Origin of the sequence: Pseudarthrobacter sp. NKDBFgelt, from assembly GCF_046097905.1 — a bacterium.
In the GTDB taxonomy this organism is placed as follows: domain Bacteria; phylum Actinomycetota; class Actinomycetes; order Actinomycetales; family Micrococcaceae; genus Arthrobacter; species Arthrobacter polychromogenes.
In genome coordinates this window covers 1-17,704 of the sequence record NZ_JBJURL010000054.1, presented here as the reverse complement: position 1 = coordinate 17,704, position 17,704 = coordinate 1, and the positions used below count along the sequence as shown (strand labels likewise).

At 65.5% G+C, this 17,704-nt stretch carries 17 protein-coding genes; 8 read left to right on the top strand and 9 right to left on the bottom strand.

All coding sequences use genetic code 11. From position 1 onward, the window contains the following. The first annotated feature begins 44 nt into the window (after positions 1-44). The 3 genes from ACKAE7_RS14420 (at position 45) to ACKAE7_RS14410 (ending at position 3,239) form a co-directional block, all read left to right on the top strand. The gene (locus tag ACKAE7_RS14420; RefSeq protein WP_408979524.1) at positions 45-1,724 is read left to right on the top strand and encodes a DUF4012 domain-containing protein; all 1,680 of its coding nucleotides are present in this window, start codon (positions 45-47) and stop codon (positions 1,722-1,724) included. A 180-nt stretch (positions 1,725-1,904) separates the two neighbouring features. Next, entirely contained in the window at positions 1,905-2,507 is a 603-nt protein-coding gene (locus ACKAE7_RS14415) for an LPXTG cell wall anchor domain-containing protein (RefSeq protein WP_408979523.1), read from the top strand. 318 nt (positions 2,508-2,825) lie between these two features. Further along, complete coding sequence (locus tag ACKAE7_RS14410) at positions 2,826-3,239, top strand: VanZ family protein (protein WP_408979522.1); 414 nt, start codon at positions 2,826-2,828, stop codon at positions 3,237-3,239. A gap of 17 nt (positions 3,240-3,256) precedes the next feature. Here ACKAE7_RS14410 and galU read toward each other — a convergent pair whose 3' ends face one another. Next, positions 3,257-4,147 (bottom strand): UTP--glucose-1-phosphate uridylyltransferase GalU, encoded by an 891-nt coding sequence (gene galU / locus ACKAE7_RS14405; RefSeq protein WP_408979521.1) that lies wholly within the window; start codon positions 4,145-4,147, stop codon positions 3,257-3,259. A 181-nt stretch (positions 4,148-4,328) separates the two neighbouring features. Between galU and ACKAE7_RS14400 the strand changes: the two genes are divergently transcribed. Continuing rightward, a complete protein-coding gene (locus ACKAE7_RS14400) occupies positions 4,329-5,630 on the top strand; it encodes an alpha/beta fold hydrolase (protein WP_408979520.1) in 1,302 nt (433 codons plus the stop codon). Then, positions 5,630-6,448: a lysostaphin resistance A-like protein gene (locus tag ACKAE7_RS14395; protein WP_408979519.1), complete on the top strand. Its 819-nt coding sequence runs from the start codon at positions 5,630-5,632 to the stop codon at positions 6,446-6,448. Before ACKAE7_RS14400 ends, ACKAE7_RS14395 begins: the two co-directional genes overlap by 1 nt. A gap of 9 nt (positions 6,449-6,457) precedes the next feature. Here ACKAE7_RS14395 and ACKAE7_RS14390 read toward each other — a convergent pair whose 3' ends face one another. Genes ACKAE7_RS14390 through paaA form a run of 6 tightly spaced genes read right to left on the bottom strand, consistent with a single transcriptional unit; the run spans position 6,458 to position 11,286 of the window. Next, positions 6,458-7,243, bottom strand: coding sequence for an enoyl-CoA hydratase/isomerase family protein (locus tag ACKAE7_RS14390; RefSeq protein WP_408979518.1), 786 nt, complete (start codon positions 7,241-7,243; stop codon positions 6,458-6,460). Between the two features lie 26 nt (positions 7,244-7,269). Further along, the gene (gene paaE, locus ACKAE7_RS14385) at positions 7,270-8,511 is read right to left on the bottom strand and encodes a 1,2-phenylacetyl-CoA epoxidase subunit PaaE (protein ID WP_350002687.1); all 1,242 of its coding nucleotides are present in this window, start codon (positions 8,509-8,511) and stop codon (positions 7,270-7,272) included. 9 nt (positions 8,512-8,520) lie between these two features. After that, entirely contained in the window at positions 8,521-9,042 is a 522-nt protein-coding gene (gene paaD, locus ACKAE7_RS14380) for a 1,2-phenylacetyl-CoA epoxidase subunit PaaD (protein ID WP_408979532.1), read from the bottom strand. 8 nt (positions 9,043-9,050) lie between these two features. After that, positions 9,051-9,911, bottom strand: a complete 861-nt coding sequence (paaC, locus tag ACKAE7_RS14375; RefSeq protein ID WP_408979517.1) for a 1,2-phenylacetyl-CoA epoxidase subunit PaaC — start codon at positions 9,909-9,911, stop codon at positions 9,051-9,053. After that, positions 9,908-10,285, bottom strand: a complete 378-nt coding sequence (gene paaB, locus ACKAE7_RS14370) for a 1,2-phenylacetyl-CoA epoxidase subunit PaaB (protein WP_104184541.1) — start codon at positions 10,283-10,285, stop codon at positions 9,908-9,910. Before paaB ends, paaC begins: the two co-directional genes overlap by 4 nt. Continuing rightward, positions 10,282-11,286 (bottom strand): 1,2-phenylacetyl-CoA epoxidase subunit PaaA, encoded by a 1,005-nt coding sequence (paaA, locus tag ACKAE7_RS14365; protein ID WP_408979516.1) that lies wholly within the window; start codon positions 11,284-11,286, stop codon positions 10,282-10,284. Before paaA ends, paaB begins: the two co-directional genes overlap by 4 nt. A gap of 463 nt (positions 11,287-11,749) precedes the next feature. Here paaA and ACKAE7_RS14360 point away from each other — a divergent pair, with 463 nt between their 5' ends. After that, positions 11,750-12,724 carry a hypothetical protein gene (locus ACKAE7_RS14360; RefSeq protein WP_408979515.1) on the top strand — a complete coding sequence of 325 codons (975 nt, stop codon included), beginning with the start codon at positions 11,750-11,752 and terminating at the stop codon, positions 12,722-12,724. A 164-nt stretch (positions 12,725-12,888) separates the two neighbouring features. Then, entirely contained in the window at positions 12,889-13,992 is a 1,104-nt protein-coding gene (locus ACKAE7_RS14355) for a hypothetical protein (protein WP_408979514.1), read from the top strand. Between the two features lie 23 nt (positions 13,993-14,015). Here ACKAE7_RS14355 and ACKAE7_RS14350 read toward each other — a convergent pair whose 3' ends face one another. Both ACKAE7_RS14350 and ACKAE7_RS14345 read right to left on the bottom strand, forming a co-directional pair. Beyond that, a complete protein-coding gene (locus tag ACKAE7_RS14350) occupies positions 14,016-14,417 on the bottom strand; it encodes a response regulator transcription factor (RefSeq protein WP_408979513.1) in 402 nt (133 codons plus the stop codon). A gap of 106 nt (positions 14,418-14,523) precedes the next feature. Then, positions 14,524-15,027 (bottom strand): universal stress protein, encoded by a 504-nt coding sequence (locus ACKAE7_RS14345; RefSeq protein ID WP_321201484.1) that lies wholly within the window; start codon positions 15,025-15,027, stop codon positions 14,524-14,526. A gap of 180 nt (positions 15,028-15,207) precedes the next feature. Here ACKAE7_RS14345 and ACKAE7_RS14340 point away from each other — a divergent pair. Beyond that, the coding region (locus tag ACKAE7_RS14340) for an amino acid adenylation domain-containing protein (RefSeq protein ID WP_408979512.1) at positions 15,208-17,704 on the top strand (2,497 nt) is incomplete at its 3' end.

Below are 17,704 nucleotides of genomic sequence, written 5' to 3'. Positions count from 1 at the left end.
GTGCTGCGGGAGCAGGATTTGGGCTCATCGATACAGCAAATTCGGTGCACCGCGAACTCTGGGCCGCTGTTGAGTTGATACCGCAGTTGGAAGAGTCCATTATTGCCGGCAACTCATCGGCAACAACGACGGTCAGGGAACTCAAGGCCCATACGGAAAAAGCTCGTGGAGACGCGAGCACCCCTCTTTGGACCTTCGCAGCCTTGCTGCCTTGGATCGGACCGAACTTCCAAGCCGTCACGGATGTGGCAGTTTCGGCTGACGAGGTAGCTCAGCTGGGTGCCGATCCTCTTGTCAGCACGCTTCAATCCTTGGATTGGAGATCTTTTGTGCCAGACCAAGACGGGGTTGATCTCGAGCCTTTACAAAAGGCAAGCCCTGCGCTGCAGGCAGCCGCTCACGCCGTCTCCTCGTCATCGGAACGCCTCAATAGCATCGAAACGTCTCCACTCCTCCCGCAAGTCGCGGAACCGCTTGTGGAAGCACGAAATAGACTAGGGAAACTGAGCGAAAATCTAGAGGCGGCGACAAGTGCTGCGAGTATCATGCCGGCAATGCTGGCAGCGGATAGCCCTCGCAGTTATCTGCTGATAGTTCAGAACAATGCAGAACCGCGTGCCTCCGGTGGCATACCAGGCGCCCTGGCAACCCTCCGAGTTGATAAAGGGCGCCTGACGTTGGGTACGCAGTCCAGCGCGAGCGCGTTGGGAACAGTGACTCCCGCGGTACAAGTGGACCCTGCGCAACAGGAGATTTACTCACGTCGTCTGGGCAAATTCATGCAAGACGTGAATCTCACGCCCGACTTTCCGACCGCCGCGGGCACCGCCAGTGCCATGTGGGAAAGACACACCGGCCAGAAGACTGACGGCGTCATCTCCATCGATCCCATCGCGCTCAGCTATTTGCTTGAAGCCACAGGAAGTGTGAACGTAGCAACTCCCGACAACAGTCGCCTCCCTTCAGAACTCACTAGCAATAACGTCGTCGAAACATTGCTTTCAAGGGTTTATACGGAAATTCCCGATCCTGATGCTCAAGACGCCTACTTCGCCGCTGTGGCCAAGCAGATATTCGATGCTCTGGGGCAAGGCCATAGTGATCCAAACCATCTCGTGGAAGCGATTACAAGGGGAGCTAACGAGGGACGAGTTTTGGTCTGGTCCCCTGCGTCCCGCGAGCAATCTGTGATCGAGAGGCATCGCCTGAGTGGCGCAATAAGTGGATCCAGCGTCCATCCTTCGCAATTTGGCGTATATTTCAACGATGGTACGGGTGCCAAGATGGACTTCTACGTGCAGCGTACTGTGCAGCTGGTTAAGGAATGCCCACAGGATGGCTATGACCAGACTGTAGTCCGGGTGACGAGCACCAACACCGCACCGGCCGACGCAGCAACATCTTTACCGCCGTATGTGACTGGGAATGGAAACTATGGAGTGCCCCCAGGGGTTGTCCAAACGAACGTCGTTGCCTATGGACCAGCCCAGGCCCATGTAGAAACAGCGAAGTTGGACGGGCAGAAGACCGAGTTTGCTCCCTACTTCCATGGCAACAGACCGGTAGGAGTACTCGCTATTCGGCTAGCACCGGGTGAGAGCAAAACCGTAGAGTTCACCTTCGGAAAAATTGTTCAGCACACAGAACCTAACGTGGTTGTCACGCCTACTGTTCAAGATGTAAAGGACGTGACCTTGCCCACAGAAACTACTCCTTGCGGCTAGGACTGTGGACATCGCGTTAATACTATGTAAACCGACTGGATTGACATTGCTCACAAACAGGAGCAGGTGGTACCGTCTCTCTTGGGATCATTATCCGTAGTTCCGCACAGGTCTCGTGTGGAGAGGAAAACTTCCTCAAAATCGGGTACACCAAAAACTTACGTCTCCGGGGGGACACTCATGAAGAAAACACTCGCAGCACTCGCACTCGCTGGCTCACTGGCCCTTATTGGCTCACCGGCCGTAGCAGCCGAATACCCGGCTCTCCCGCCGCAGGCCGCTGTTTCTGACGGCGTTGTTGGGCCGGGCGAAGACTTCGTCTTCCGCGGACAGGGCTTCCTTGCCGGCGAACCGCTCATCATCCGCGTAACGCCCGGCCAGCCTCCCGCAGCAGGTGGCGCCAACATCGCCGGCGGTACCTCCTTCTCCGCCAAGATCCCTGTGTTCCTGGCACCGCAGGAACTCAGCGCAAACGCCGACGCCCAGGGCGCCTTCGCCCTTCCGATCTCCATCAGCGAAGCAGGCACCTACAGCCTGACCGCTGAAGGCACTCAGTCGGGCGTCGTCGTTGGCCCCGTCACGGTTACCGTGGCAGCTTCCCTGGCCAACACCGGTGGCAACGCCGGCGGCGCTCCGCTGGCCAACACCGGCACCGGCCTGGCCAACACTGGCGCCGACTCCGGCCTGGTCCTGTGGACCCTGGTGGGCGCAGGCGCCCTGGCCGCCGGCGCAACCTCGGTAGTGGTTGTTCGCCGCCGCGCCAAGGCTGAGGTAGCTGCATAACAGCACCACCAAGTACCCCCGAAGAAGGTGGGTGTACTCCGGAAACGGAGAACACCCACCTTCTTCGTTTAAGGTCTCAGGGGGCTAAAGCCGACCAACCGGCCGGCCGGGCTGTGGTATCAATATGAGCTATGGGGAGACATTGGCGAAAAGCACCACGACATTACGACTTCTCTACTCCCCTCCCCAGCCCACAGGTGCTCCCCTACGTTCTTCTGGCGCTGCTGGCGATGACCGCCCTCGGTACCGCGGCGCTAGCCCTTCTGCGGATCTCCTGAAGGCCCTGTGAAGCAGCTTGAGAACTACAGGCTGTGGCGAATGGTCCTCATCGCCATGCTGGTCCCCCTGGCGTTTATTGCATTCTGGCCGACTCCAGTGGACCAGCCCGTGCAGGGCCAGCTTGCTGCCGTCCTCAAATTCCTTCACCGCCACGGAATTCCCACGTGGTTCAATTACAAATTTGTGGAAGCGTCCGCCAACGTGGCACTTTTTATCCCCGTTGGAGTAGTAAGCTCGCTGGCTTTTCCCGGCCGGCCATGGTGGAAAATCAGCCTATTTGGACTGCTCATCTCCTGCTGCATGGAACTCGGCCAGCTGCTGTTTCTTCACGACCGTTTTCCAAGCCCCCTGGACCTTGTGACAAACACGTCAGGCGCTGTCATCGGCGCCCTCCTGGCCGTGGCAGCCCTTAAACGACTACAGGCCCGCCGCCTTCCGGCAGCGGACCTGTAAGAGGTCTATAGCGTCGCCTAGTTCACGAAGCCCTTCATCCAGGTTTTCAGGTCCTCGCCGAACTCCACCCGCTCTGAAGCAAGGGTGATCACGGCCTTGAGGTAGCTGAGCTTGTCCCCCGTGTCGAAGCGGCGGCCTTTGAACACCACGCCGTACACGCCGGAGCCTTCGCCCTCGCCGGCGGCCAGCGTCTGCAGCGCATCCGTCAGCTGGATCTCATTGCCACGGCCCGGCTCGGTCTCCTCAAGGATGCCGAACACGGCCGGGTGCAGCACGTACCGGCCGATCACGGCCAGGTTGGACGGCGCCTCCCCCACCGCAGGCTTCTCCACCAGGCTGTTCACGCGGACATAGTCCTCGCCGTCCACCGCAGTGATGTCCGCGCAGCCGTACGCGCTGATCTGCGCCGGATCCACCTCAATGAGGGCAATCACCGAACCGCCGGTCTTCTGCTGCACCTCCATCATGGTGGTCAGCAGGTCCTCAGCCTCATCAATGAGGTCATCGCCCAGTAGGACGGCAAACGGCTCGTCCCCCACGTGCTGCGCAGCGCACAGCACCGCATGGCCAAGGCCCTTGGCCTCGCCCTGGCGGACGTAGTGGATGGGACCCAGCTCGGAGGCGTACTGCACGGACTCCAGCTTGTCCTTGTCCCCCTTGAGCTCCAGCGCACGCTCCAGGCCCGGCTCGCGGTCAAAGTGGTCCTCGAGGGAGCGCTTGTTGCGCCCCGTGATCATCAGCAGGTCAGTGAGGCCGGACTTCACGGCTTCCTCCACCACGTACTGGATGGCCGGCCGGTCTACCACCGGCAGCATTTCCTTCGGCATTGCCTTGGTGGCGGGCAGGAAGCGAGTCCCCAATCCGGCAGCAGGAATGACGGCTTTGGTTATTGCTTTCCCCGTTGTCATAGCTGAACCTTACAAATCAGCGGCAGGCAAAGGCAATTTTCGTCCCGGAAAGTCAGCGCTTGGAACAGCGGGACCTTCAGCCCTAGAAGCCGGCAGCCGTTGGGCGGATCCTCGAAGAAGACCCACCGGGTCCACTGCTCCATCTCCTGCCGTCCTTCCCCGAGCGACCTCTCCCTATGCCATGAACTCCCACCGAACTATGCCAGCCCACGGCGCCACCGCCACGGACGCGCCAGTCCCATCGCGGCGCCGTCGGGCCGTTGGCTGGAAGACAGCCCTCGCGCTGGTGGCCGCCTCCGTCCTGCTCCTGCCGGTGGTGCTGCTGCCCCTCACCACGGGGGTTCCGGCCCTGGCCTGGCTGCCTCTGCTGCTGGTGGCGCTGGCTGCGGTGGCCTGGCTGGTGGTCCGCCGCCGGCAGCCCTACGCCCAGCCGGCCGGCCTGGGGGTCCTGGTGCTCATCGCCGCCGCTGCCATCCTCGCCTCGCAGGTATTCACGACGACGGCGCCCATCACCGGCGCGGACGGCCGACCCCTGCCCGGCAGCATCGCGAGCGTCGAAAAAGTGGAGCTGAACGGCAGCGAGCAGTGGATCATGGTCCGGGGCAAGAGCGCCTCCAACCCCGTACTGCTCAACCTGGGCATGGGCGGCCCGGGCGGTGGCGGGTTCTTCAATTCCATGGAGTTCCGGCCGCTCGAGGAGCACTTCACGGTGGTCAGCTGGGACGAGCCGGGCACCGGAAAATCATACGGCGCCGTGCCCTTCAGCGATCTGGACAAGGAACGGTACGTGGCTGACGCCGTGGCCCTCACCAACCGGCTCCGGGAACGGTTCGGGCAGCAGAAAGTCTTCATCTACGGGGTGTCCTGGTCCAGCATCATCGGCATCTGGCTCGTCCAGGAACACCCGGAGCTGTACCACGCGTTCGTCAGCAGCGGACAGATGGTGAACACCACCCAGAACGACCGCATGGGCTACGAGCTGGCCCTGCAGCATCTCGAAGAGCAGGGCGACACCGGGCGGGCGGAGGAGCTGCGCCGCAACGGCCCGCCGCCCTACCGCGGAGACAACGTGGTGGCCCCCTATGTCGACTTCCTGAACGTGCTCAACGAAATCATGGGCACCCCGCGGTTCACGGTCATCGTGCCCCTCATCCCGTTCTTCGTCCCCGAATACGGCTACATCGACAAGATCAACCACACACGGGGGCTGATCGAAACGTTCAACGTGGTGTACCCGCAGCTGGAAGGCCTGGACTTCAAGGAAGAGGCGGCGGAACTGCAGGTGCCGGTGTACTTCTTCGTCGGCCGGCACGACGTCAACGCCATGTCCTCCCTGGTGGAGGAGTACTACAACGCCCTGACGGCCCCGGACAAGAAGCTGGTCTGGCTTGAGGGCGGGCACGGCCTGGGCAGCGCCGACAACCAGAACGTGTTTATGGACGAGATGGTCAACCACATCCGCCCGTTGTCCGGGGCCGGCTGATGACCCCGTCTCCCGCCGGTCCCCTGCCACTCATCAAACGGCATCCCGTGGCAGCCTTCGTGGTCATAGCCGTCACGCTGTCCTGGGCCGCCCAAATCCTGTCCCTCCTGCTGCTGGGCAACATCCTGCCCGGAATCCTCGCCGAACTGCTGATACTGCTGGGCACGGCAATCCTGGTCACGGGCGCCGCGGACGGCCGGCCAGCGGTCCGTGAGCTTTTCCGCCGGGCGTTCCGCTGGCGGGTGGGTGCAGCCTGGTACGTGGTGGCGGTTCTGGCCCTTCCCGTTCTGACGGCCCTCACCGCTGCGCTGACGGGCACCTTCCACGCGCCGGCTGGCGGCTGGGCGCCCCTGGCAGGGAACTACCTGCTGAACACCGTGATCATCGGCGCACTGCTGGCCAATATCTGGGAGGAGCTCGCCTGGACCGGCGTGGTGCAGCACCGCCTCATGGACCGGCGCGGACCTGTCGTGGCTGCCCTGCTGACCGCCATCCCGTTCGCACTCATCCATCTGCCCTTCGCCTTCGCCGAGAAGGGCTTCGCCGGCACGCCCTGGACCGACGTTGCCGTCTCCTGGGCGGTCCTGTTCCTCTTCGCCCCGTTCTTCCGCCTGCTCATGGGAATCGCGTACTTAAGGACGGGCTACTCCCTGCTGATCGTGGGGCTGCTGCACGCGTCCTTCAACGCCTCCGCATCCACGAAGCTTGACGTGTTCGACGGCGAGTGGCAGCAGATTGCCGCGGTCATCGTCCTGCTGGGGATTGTTGCCGCGGCTGCCGCGTCCCGCCCGGTCCGCTCCAGGCCGGCGCCTGCCTGAGGGCCCCGCTCAACCGCGGCCGTTGAACTGTGGCTCACGCTTCTCCTGGAACGCCCGGAAACCCTCGGCATAATCGCCCGTTGTGCAGAGGCGTGCCTGCTCGGCGTTCTCCTCCTGCATGGCCTCCCAGAGGCCCAGCCGCTGGTCCCGGATGTGCGCCACCAGCTCCTTGCTCGCCACAAAAGCGCCCGTTGCACCGGAAGCAACACGGCCCACGATCCCCCGCGTCGTCTCCAGCAGCTGGTCCGCTGGCATCGCCCGGCTGAACATCCCCTGTGCCACAGCTTCCGCCCCGGAGATCAGGTCCGCGGTGTAGATCAAATCCAGCGTCCGGTGCATGCCCAGCCGCTCCGTGAAGTACCAGTGCCCGCCGGAGTCCAGCGTGGCGCCCAGCTTGGCGAACGGCGACCCGAACTTCGCGTTCTCCGCCACGTACACCACGTCCGTGGCCAGCAGCAGCCCCAGCCCCACGCCCAGGCACGCGCCGTGGGCGGCCGCGAACGTCGGCGCCGGGAATGCGGCCATCTTCTTCAGCAGCGGCTCCACCAGCCCGCCCAGGTACGCGGCGGCGTCGTCGCTCTCCGGCGTCACGTTCTGGATGTCCCGGCCCGCGCAGAAGGCGCGGCCCTCTCCCCTGAGCAGCAGAGCCCGTACCTTCCCGCTCTCGGCGGCGGCAGCAGCGTCGTCGTACGCCTGTGTTAAATCCGCCAGCGCCTGCTCATCCAGCGAGTTCAGCTTATGCGGGGCGTTCAGGACCACCTCGGCAACGGCGTTGTTGATGGAGAGGGAAATCATGGAACTCCTTGTTTGAGACCGGGTACTTACACGTCGAAGTCGACGGTGACTTCCTTGCTGGTGGGGTGGCTCTGGCACGTCAGCACGTACCCCTTGTCCAGCTCATCCTGCTCCAGCGCGTAGTTTTCGTCCATGGTCACGCTGCCGGTGACCACCTTGGCCCGGCACGTGCCGCACACTCCCCCGGCGCACGCGAACGGCACGTCCGGGCGGACCCGCAGCGCGGCGTTCAGGATGGACTCGCGGGCGTGGGTGGGGCTGGCCACCTCGCCCTGCAGGCCGTCCAGCTTGAACGTGATCTTGTACGTCTCCTTGGACTCGTCCACCAGCACAGGACGGCCGGCGTTGCCCTCCGGCTTGTCCGGCTTGCCGGAGGTGAACAGCTCGAACCGGACGTTCTCCGGCTTCACGCCACGCTCGGCCAGGGTGTCCCGGCACAGCTGCACCAGCTCGAACGGCCCGCACAGGAACCACTCGTCCACATCGTCCGCGTGGATGGCGGTGCCCAGCAGCTGCTGGAGCTTCTCCGAATCGATCCGGCCGGAGAGCAGCGGCGCGATCCGCTGTTCGCGGGAGAGCACGTGGTGGATGGCCAGCCGCTGCGGGTACTTGTCCTTCAGGTCCGCGAGCTCCTCCAGGAACATCACGTCCATGGCGGCCTTGTTGGCGTAGATCAGATCGAACCGACACTCCGGGTTGGCGGCCAGCAGCGTCCGGGCGATCGCGATCACCGGGGTGATGCCGCTGCCCGCGGCGATGGCCACAAAGCTCGCTTCCCCCTGGGAGGCGACGTCCCCCGCCAGCTCCTCAGGGTTGTTCATGGAGTTCATCCGGTTCTGCTCCACGGCCTGGCCGTCGCGGCCGAACTTGGAGACAAACGCGCCCATGGGGCTCATGACGTCCAGGGTGTCCCCGGCCTTCAGCTCGGCGTTGGCCCAGGTGGAGAACAGCCCGCCCAGGTCCTTCTTGATGGCCACGCGGATCTCGCTGGTGCCGTCCTCGAAGCTGCGCGGCTCTGCACAGATGGAGTAGCTGCGGCGGATTTCCTTGGGCTCGCCGGACTCGTCCGGCAGCGTGGTGCGCAGCGCCACGTACTGGCCGGGCAGGTAGTCGAACTGGCCGGCGAGCTCCGCGGGCACGTGGAAGGACACCTCGATGGCATCGTCAGTAAGCCGGCGCACCTCCTTCACGGCCAGGGTGTGGAAGGACGGACGACGGCGGCCGGTGGCCTGCGCCTCCTCGGCGGCAGTCTGGCGGACAACAGGCATGGGGCTTCCTTACAGCACTTTGAAGTAGTCGAACGGTTCCTTGCAGTCCTGGCAGACATAGAGCGCCTTGCAGGAGGTGGAGCCGAAGCGGGTGAGTTCCTTGGTGTTGAGGCTTGAGCACTGCGGGCACTTCACGGCCATGGTGAGGCGGATGGGGCCGGCGTGCCGTGCTGCGTGGGATTTCCCGGTGGGCGGGGCGATGCCGTATTCCTGCAGCTTCTGCTTCCCGGCCTCCGTCATCCAGTCCGTGGTCCACGCCGGGGAGAGCACCAGGTCCACCTCGACGTCCTGGTAGCCCTCCTTGGCGAAGGCGCTTTTGAGGTCGTCGCGGATGGCGTCCATGGCCGGGCAGCCCGAGTACGTGGGGGTGATGGTGACCTTAACGTGGCCCCCTGCCACCTCGACGTCCCGCAGGATCCCCAGGTCCGCGATGCTGAGCACGGGGATCTCCGGGTCCACCACGGTGGCGGCGATGTCCCAGGCCTTCTGCCGCGGGGTTTGGGTCCTGGATTCAAAGTCCGAGATGTACATGGCGGCCGTCACCAGCTCGCTCCGGGGTGCTCGCGGGCCAGCACCTGCATCTCGGCCAGGATGTAGCCCAGGTGCTCGGAGTGCTTGCCCTGCCGGCCGCCGCCGGGTGCTGCGGGAACGTCCGGCACCTCGAGTTCAGCTTCTGTCAGGACCTCGCCGGTGAGCCGGTCAAAGTCCTCCCTGAGCGAGGAAGGCGCGACGGCGATGCCCGCCTCCGCGAGCCGTTCCGTCAGGGTGTCGTCGCGGAAGAGTTCCTCCACGTAGGGCCACATGATGCGGAACCCGTGGATCATCCTCTTGCGGGATTCCTCGGTGCCGCCGGCCAGGCGGAGGACCCACTGGGCGGCGTGGTCGCGGTGGTAGTCCACTTCCTTCACGGCCTTGGCAGCGATGGCGGCCAGGGTGGCGTCCTTCGATTCGGTGAGGCGGCTGTAGAGCAGGAACTGGTAGTAGCTCACCACGAACTGGCGGGCGATGGTGGCCGCGAAGTCCCCGTTGGGCTGCTCGAACAGCTGCACGCTGCGGAACTCATGCTCGCGGCGGAAATAGGCGAGGTCATCCTCGCTCCTGGCCGAACCGTCGTCGTTCATCATGGCGCCGCCGGCGTAGCTGAGGAAGGAGCGGGCGTGGCCCAGCTGGTCCAGGGCGATGTTGCCCAGGGCGATGTCCTCCTCCAGCTCAGGCGCGCGGGAGATCCAGTGGCCCAGGCGCTGCGCCAGGATCAGGGCGTCGTCGCCCAGGCGCAGCGCGTACTCGGCGGTGTCCTCGGTTGGCTTCGCGAGGCCGGTGCGGACCTCGAGCGCGATGTCCTCCGGGCGGAGGGCGTTGCCGGGGGTGATTCTTGTTGCGGAGGCGTTGGCTTCGCTCACAGGTGCTTCACCCCTTCGCTCTTGGTGTAGTACGTGGCGTGGCGGTAGTCCTTGCCCTGGGGGGACTCGAAGAATGCGCCCTTGGAATCGGGATCGCTGGCGGCGATGGCGTCCGCGGGGACAACCCAGATGGACACGCCCTCGTTGCGGCGGGTGTAGAGGTCCCTGGCGTTGCGCAGGGCCATGGCGGCGTCCGGCGCGTGCAGGGACCCGGCGTGGACGTGGCTCAGGCCGCGGCTGGACCGGACGAAGACCTCCCAGAGGCCCCAGGCGTGGTCCGTGTGTTCCTGCGGCTTGGGGGATGCCTTGGGGGCTTCGCGGTTGATCTCGGTGGCGGAGCTGGCGGGGGCTTCCGGGTTGCCGTGGGGGCTCATGCTGCGTATTCCTTCGTCTTCATTGACTGTTTCTGTGCATAGGCGGCGGCTGCCTCGCGGACCCAGGCGCCGTCGTCGTGCGCTTCCCTGCGGCGCTCAAGGCGCTGGGAGTTGCAGGGGCCGCGGCCGGCCAGGACCTCGTGGAACTCGTCCCAGTCCAGCGGGCCGTGCTCCCACTTCTTGGAGTCCTCGTTGAAGCGGATTTGGTCATCCGGGAGGGTGAGGCCCAGGACCCGGACCTGCTCCACCATCATGCCCACGAAGCGGCTGCGGAGCTCATCGTTGCTGAAGCGTTTGATGTTCCAGGCCATGGACTGCTTGGAGTTGGGGGAATCGTCATCCGGCGGGCCGAACATCATCAGGGCCGGGGCGTACCAGCGGTTCACGGCGTCCTGGGCCATCTGCTTCTGGGCGGGGGTGCCGTTGGAGAGTTCCAGCAGGATCTCGAAGCCCTGGCGCTGGTGGAACGACTCCTCCTTGCAGATGCGCACCATGGCCCGGCCGTAGGGGCCGTAGGAGGCGCGGCACAGCGGGACCTGGTTGCAGATCGCTGCGCCGTCCACCAGCCAGCCGATGGCACCCATGTCCGCCCAGGTGAGCGCGGGGTAGTTGAAGATGGACGAGTAGCGGGCCTTGCCGGCGATCAGCGCGTCCGTCATCTCGTCCCGGTTCTGGCCCAGGCTCTCGGCGGCGGAGTAGAGGTACAGCCCGTGGCCGGCCTCGTCCTGGACCTTGGCCATGAGGATGGCCTTGCGCTTCAGGCTGGGGGCCCGGGAGATCCAGTTGGCCTCCGGCTGCATGCCGATGATCTCGGAGTGGGCGTGCTGGGAGATCTGGCGCAGGAGGGTCTTGCGGTAGGCCGCCGGCATCCAGTCCTTGGGCTCGATGCGGGAGTCCTCGGCGATGACGCGGTCAAAGTTGGCCTGGCCGTCCGCCTCGGCCGTTTCGCTGGTTCCAGCCGTTAGCTCGACCGGCACTGACTGCAAGTTCTGGGCTGCCATGGTTGCTCCTATGCAAAGACCGTCTGGGACGTGCGGAATTATTTACCGACCGTTCGTTCAGAATATGCGGAACCGCGAGGGCCCGTCAAGGCCACCGCCCCTCCTCCGGCCGCCCGCCTCCCCTTCCGACGCTCTCTCACTCGATGCGGACTTTCCCCGAACGCTCTATCACTCGATGCGGACTTTACCCCGACGCTCTATCACTCGATGCGGACTTTACCCCGACGCTCTATCACCTGCCTGCAGGTGGTGCGCGCCGCCGTCGTGCGTTCCTGCCTGGTCCGCTGCCTGCCCGCGCGACGCGCATATTCGCTTTCGACGCAGATGTTCGACTGCGCAGCACAGATTGGCGGTGCGCTGGCGAATACACAGGTCGAGACCGGATATGCGGGTCGGCAGCACTTCTCCACATAGCGGCACCGCCCCCTACCGCCCGGGGGCATGCGGCTGACAACGTCGGTCCATGCCGGATCTTCCACCGCTTCTGCTGTCCCGCGACCGCCTCCTCCATGGACTGACCCCGGATGAGCTCGCCAAACGCGTGAAGGCCGGCACCCTGGTCCGCATCCGGCACGGCGTGTACACGGACGGAGGCGCCTGGCGCCGCCTCAAACCATGGGAGCAGTACCGCCTCCGTATCCAGGCAGCAGCCGAAACCCTGGAGAAGCCCACGGTCTTTGCCCGGCACTCGGCCGCGAGCGCGTGGGGTCTACCGACGATCGGCCAGCACCACCCGGTCCAGGCCCTCACGTTCAAGAACGACGGCGGCCGGTCCCGTGCCGGAGTCAGCCGCCACTACGCAGCGCCGGCTGGGCTGCAGGTGGCAGAGCAGGAGGGCCTGCTGGTCACCGGCCGCATCCGCACCGTTTCGGACCTGGCAGCGTCCATCCCGTTTGCCGAGGCTGTCGCGCCGATGGACCACGTGCTGCGGCCGGACAGGGCACGGCGCCTGCCTGCTTTGACCAAGGCTGACCTGGAAGCTGGCATCGGCTCGAACTATTCCGCGGCGGCGGGGCGGAGGATCCGTGCGGTTATCGCGTTTGCCGATCCGGCTTCGGGCTCGGCCGGGGAATCGTTGAGCCGGGCACTGATGCATTTGGCCGGCTTCGAGGCTCCGGTCCTGCAGCAGCCGATGTACGACCGGGACGGCCTGGCGGGCTACGCGGACTTCCACTGGAAGCGCTCCAAAGTTGTTGGTGAGTTCGACGGCGAGGAGAAGTACGTCAAACCCGAATACCTGAAGGGGATGACTTCATCGCAGGCCGTGGTGGCGGAGAAGAACCGCGAAAACCGGATCCGGGCTACAGGTTTTACCGTGGTGCGGTGGGACTGGGCCGACCTCATGGAGCCGGGCAGGCTGGAACGCATGCTGACGGCGGCCGGCGCGCCCCGCCGTCGGACGCGTTCTGCCGTTCTCGACGCGCAAACCCGGCCGTGACGCGCACATTCGCTGGCGCACGGGATATCTGGGCGTCATAAACGAATATGCGCAGCGGGGACCGGTTCGGGAGCCTGAGTCCGCCCGCAAGCGTGCTTGGGGACACGCGGTAACGCGGCAGTAACGGGCCGGGAGTTCTGCTTACTGTGGCGGGAGGTGGTGGCGTGGTCAGGAAACATAAACCAGCAGCTAAGCCTCCCTGGTACAAGCGCGCGTCAACGTTCATCATCGGCGCGGGTGCCCTGGCGGCCGCATTCCTCGGCGTGCTGAACCTCTGGGACAGGATCTTCCCGCCGCCGGACGACGACGTGGCACGGATCGAGTCGATCCACCTCATCAAGCGCACACCGCTGACCGGCTTTGCCCCGGAAGGGATCGGCGGGCTCCTGCCTCTGACCGCCGTCCCTGAGGCTGCCTCGGCGGGGCGGATTTACGACGACGGCGGGCTGGCCGGGGCGGGTGTCGTCCAGGCCACGCCGCCAGCCGTCGGGGACGTCGTGGCCACGCCCCAATTCACGGGCCTGGAACAGTTCACCATGCGTCCCCTGCCCACCGTGCGGCCCGTCCCGCGGCCCACCTTCCTGACGTTCACGCCAACGCCCACGACGCCCACACCAACGACGACGACGGCAACGCCCAGTCCGACGCCCACCGGCACCTCTACAGGGACGGGCAGCCCGTCGCCAACGCTCAGCACCACGCCCGCCGGCGTCCTGACCGTCCTTCCCGAACCCGCAATCCGGCTCCTCGGGGATGTTCCGCCCCTGACTGATGAATACATCAGGGAGATGTCGAATCACTCTGCGCTGCGGGACATAGCTCCCCCCGCCGTCGTATATACAGCCCACGCCATGGTTATCGAAACCGTGGACGAAAAGGGCGAACCCGTTCCGCCGGCGCAGGTGGCTGTGAGGCTTGCCGCGGCGCTGGAAGAGGTGGAGTCGACCAGCGGCCCGCAGGGCGAGGATCCGCAGGGCTGGACGGTGGCCGTCAGGGTAGACCTCCAGGGACTCGCGGATGTCCCCCTGCTCCTGACCTGGTCACTGGACGGCCTGGATGTACCCCTCACCTGGCAGGCCGAAAAACTCGCCTACAGAGTGGTGGGAGCCACGCCCCACGACGCCGGCGTCGCCGAGATCTGGGTTCCGGACCTCAGACGTGCCGGCACCTACAACGTCAACATCAAACTCTCCTACGAAGCCACCGGAATCATTTCCGACTGGCGCCCGCTGGCACTGCCGGACACGGGAGTCACCCAGGGCGGCTGAGCCGTAACGCCGTGGCCCAGGCGCTACCGCCGTTCAGAGAGCCCGGAACGGGGCTGCAGGCGGCAGAGTTTCAAGGCCGTTTCCCGCAGGGTGCTTGGAAGGAAAGGTTTCGTCAGATAGGCGGCGGCTCCGGCCGCCAGCCCGGCGAGCACGTCATCTTCCTCTGCCCTGGACGTAAGGAACAGCAGCGGTGCCGGGCTCAGAGCACGCAGTTCGAGGCAGAGATCCTGCCCGTCCATATCCGGCAAACCCAAGTCCAGGGTGATCAGGGCCAGAGTGGAACCGGCTGCCGCGGCTGCGGCTCTGCCCTCGGCCCCTGAGCCGACCGCCACTACTTTGAACCCGACGCGGGTCAACACTGCGGTAATCAGTCCACGGACATCGGCGTCATCTTCAATGACCAGGCAGACGTGCTGTTCTTCCACTAAGCGCCCCCCGGCTCCTGTTAGTTGTGGCAAGTTTAAGGCTGGCCGGCCCGGACAGGCTCCACAGCGGAAATATTTCCTCCCCGGGACGGACTGTACAACAAGCTCAGCATTCGCGGACAATAACCACCGGTCTGTTCTGTACCCGGGTGAGTCTGTCTGCCACCGCTCCCTCCATAGTCCTGCCGAGTTTGGCGAGGAGACCTGGCCGGCCGTTCCCGACCATGAGCATGCTGGCGCCAGTGCTCACAGCAAGCCGCGCCAGCGCCGTACTGACGTCGCCGTGCAGTTCACGGAAAGACCATGCTGTTCCGTCAGGGCCCAGAAGAACGGTGATGCGCGAACGTACCTCGTTGGCGGGGTAGAGCGCTTCCTCATTTACAACGGGATCGAGCGAAAGCGCCGTACGTATCCGCGGGGGTTCCCATTCGGTGAGAACACTGGACGGATCAACATAGGCACAAACAAGGTGGATGTCGAGAGCATCGGCCAGCTCTGCGCCCGTGCGTACGAGCGCCGGCGGCGCCGGCCACGGGACGCCGAGAATCAGCGGCCCTGCGTAAGCCATGACCACGCCCAAACCGGCGGAGAAGTGATTGGATGCATTCATGCTCCCTGACAGCACTCAGCATTCGTGCTCCCGCACGTTGCCCTCTCCGAATTCAAGCACGCCCGGGGCCACCGCGCCTTCAAAAGGTGAACCTTCCGGTCCGAGTTCACCGGATGTTCACCCTTCAAGGCTGCCGCAGTTGTTCACCATCCGTTCACTCCCGCAGAGTAACTTCAGCCGGTGAATGTTTCTGATCTGACTGAACCGGCAGGGAAGCAGGCAGCATACCTGCCCCAGTTGGCCGGCGCCGGCAGGGCTGCACCGCCGCGCACCCTTGTCCAGGTTTTTGAGGAAACGGCCCGGCAGTTCCCTGACGCTTCGGCCCTCGACGACGGCAGGGCGTCCCTCAGCTACGGAGACCTCCACGCCGCTTCCAAGGCGTATGCCCGGCGCCTGCACCGGAACGGGATCGGGGCCGGCGACAAAATCGGGATCCGCATCCCGTCGGGCACCAACGAATTGTATGTAGCCATCCTCGCCACACTGCTGGTGGGGGCAGCCTACGTTCCGGTGGACGCGGACGACCCCGAAGAGCGGGCGGCCCTGGTCTTCGAAGAGGCCGGGGTGGCAGCGGTCCTCCGCGCCGGTGAGATCATCACCGTCGCCGGCAGGAAGGGTCCTTTCCCGGCGCCCCGGCAACCCGGGGTTGAGGATGACGCCTGGGTCATTTTCACTTCGGGCTCCACGGGCAAACCCAAGGGCGTTGCGGTGACTCACCGGTCAGCCGCGGCCTTCGTTGACGCCGAAGCCCGGCTGTTCCTTCCGGACAACCCGGTAAACTCCTCGGACCGCGTCCTGGCGGGGCTGTCGGTCGCCTTCGACGCATCCTGCGAGGAAATGTGGCTGGCATGGCGGAACGGCGCCTGCCTGGTGCCCGCCCCGCGGTCCCTGGTGCGGACCGGGATGGATCTGGGCCCGTGGCTGATCACGAACGGGATCACGGTGGTCTCCACCGTTCCCACCCTTGCCGGCCTGTGGCCGGCTGAGTCGCTGGAAGCCGTCAGGCTCCTGATCTTCGGCGGCGAGGCCTGCCCGCCCGAGCTGGCGGCCCGGCTGGCCGTGGACGAACGCGAGGTCTGGAACACCTACGGGCCCACCGAAGCCACAGTTGTGGCGTGCGCGGCACGGATGGACGGATCCGGCCCGGTGCGGATCGGCCTGCCCCTGGACGGGTGGGACCTCGCCGTGGTGGACGCCGCCGGTGTTCCCGTGGACGAAGGGCAGACCGGGGAACTGATCATCGGCGGCGTTGGCCTGGCCCGCTACCTGGACCCGGCCAAGGACGCCGAAAAGTATGCGCCCATGGACACCCTCGGATGGGACCGCGCCTACCGCAGCGGCGACCTGGTGCGGTACGAGGCCGAAGGCCTGGTGTTTGTGGGCCGGGCCGATGAGCAGGTGAAACTCGGTGGGCGCCGGATCGAACTGGGCGAAATCGACGCCGCGCTGCAGTCCCTGCCCGGCATCCAGGGCGCGGCTGCCGCGGTCCAGACCACCGCTGCCGGAAACCAGATCCTGGTGGGGTACCTGGCGCCGGCGCCGGGGACTTCCCCGGATCTGGACGAGTCACGGCGCCTGCTGGCCGCCCAGCTCCCCGCGGCGCTCGTGCCGCTGCTCGCCGTCGTCGAAAGCCTCCCGGTGAAGACCAGCGGCAAGGTGGACCGCCACGCGTTGCCGTGGCCGCTGGCATCGGCGTCTGCAACCGAAACCGCGGAACTCGACCTGGACCCCCAGTCAGCCTGGATCGCTGAACAGTGGGCGGCCGTCCTGGGGACTCCCCCTGACAGCCTGGATGCCGATTTCTTCGCCTACGGTGGCAGCAGCCTGGCCGCCGCCCGGCTGGTCTCCGCCCTCCGGGTGCGCTACCCCACCATCACCGTGGCTGATGTCTACGCCCGCCCCCGGCTTGGCGCACTGATTGAGCTCGCCCGGCTTTCCGCTCCCGACGGCGGCATGGCGGCTTCCGAGCGGATGGAACGTTCAGTGCGTCCCACCGCCCGGAAGTCACAGATTTTCCAGATACTGGCCGGGCTGCCGCTGCATGTGCTGGTGGCAATGCGCTGGCTGACGTACCTGATGGCCATCAACAACGCCCTCGCCGCGTGGGGTGTCCTGAACAATGCCCCCACCGTGTCCTGGTGGTGGGTGCTGGTGTCCTGGCTGGTGTTTGTGAATCCGCTGGGCCGCATGGCCATCTCCGTGGCGGCGGCCCGCCTCCTGCTCCGCGGCGTGGTTCCCGGCAGTTATCCGCGGTCCGGGAAGGTGCACCTGAGGCTGTGGCTGGCGGAACAGATCGCGGACCTGTCCGGGGCGGTCAGCCTGGCGGGCGCCCCCTGGGTTCCTTACTACGCCCGGGCATTGGGTGCCAAAGTGGGCAAGGACGTTGACCTGCATTCCGTCCCGCCCGTGACCGGCATGCTGAGCCTGGGGACGGGCTGCTCAATCGAACCCGAGGTGGACCTTTCGGGCTGGTGGATTGACGGCGACCTGGTCCATATCGGACATGTCCGGGTGGGCCCCGGGGCGACCGTCGGTTCGCGGAGCACCCTGATGCCCGGTGCGCGCATCGGCGCCGGGGCAGAGATTGCCCCGGGCTCGGCCGTCCTGGGCAAGGTCAAGGCGAACCAGCGGTTTGCCGGCTCGCCGGCCCAGCGCCTCGGCAAGGCACAGCAGGGCT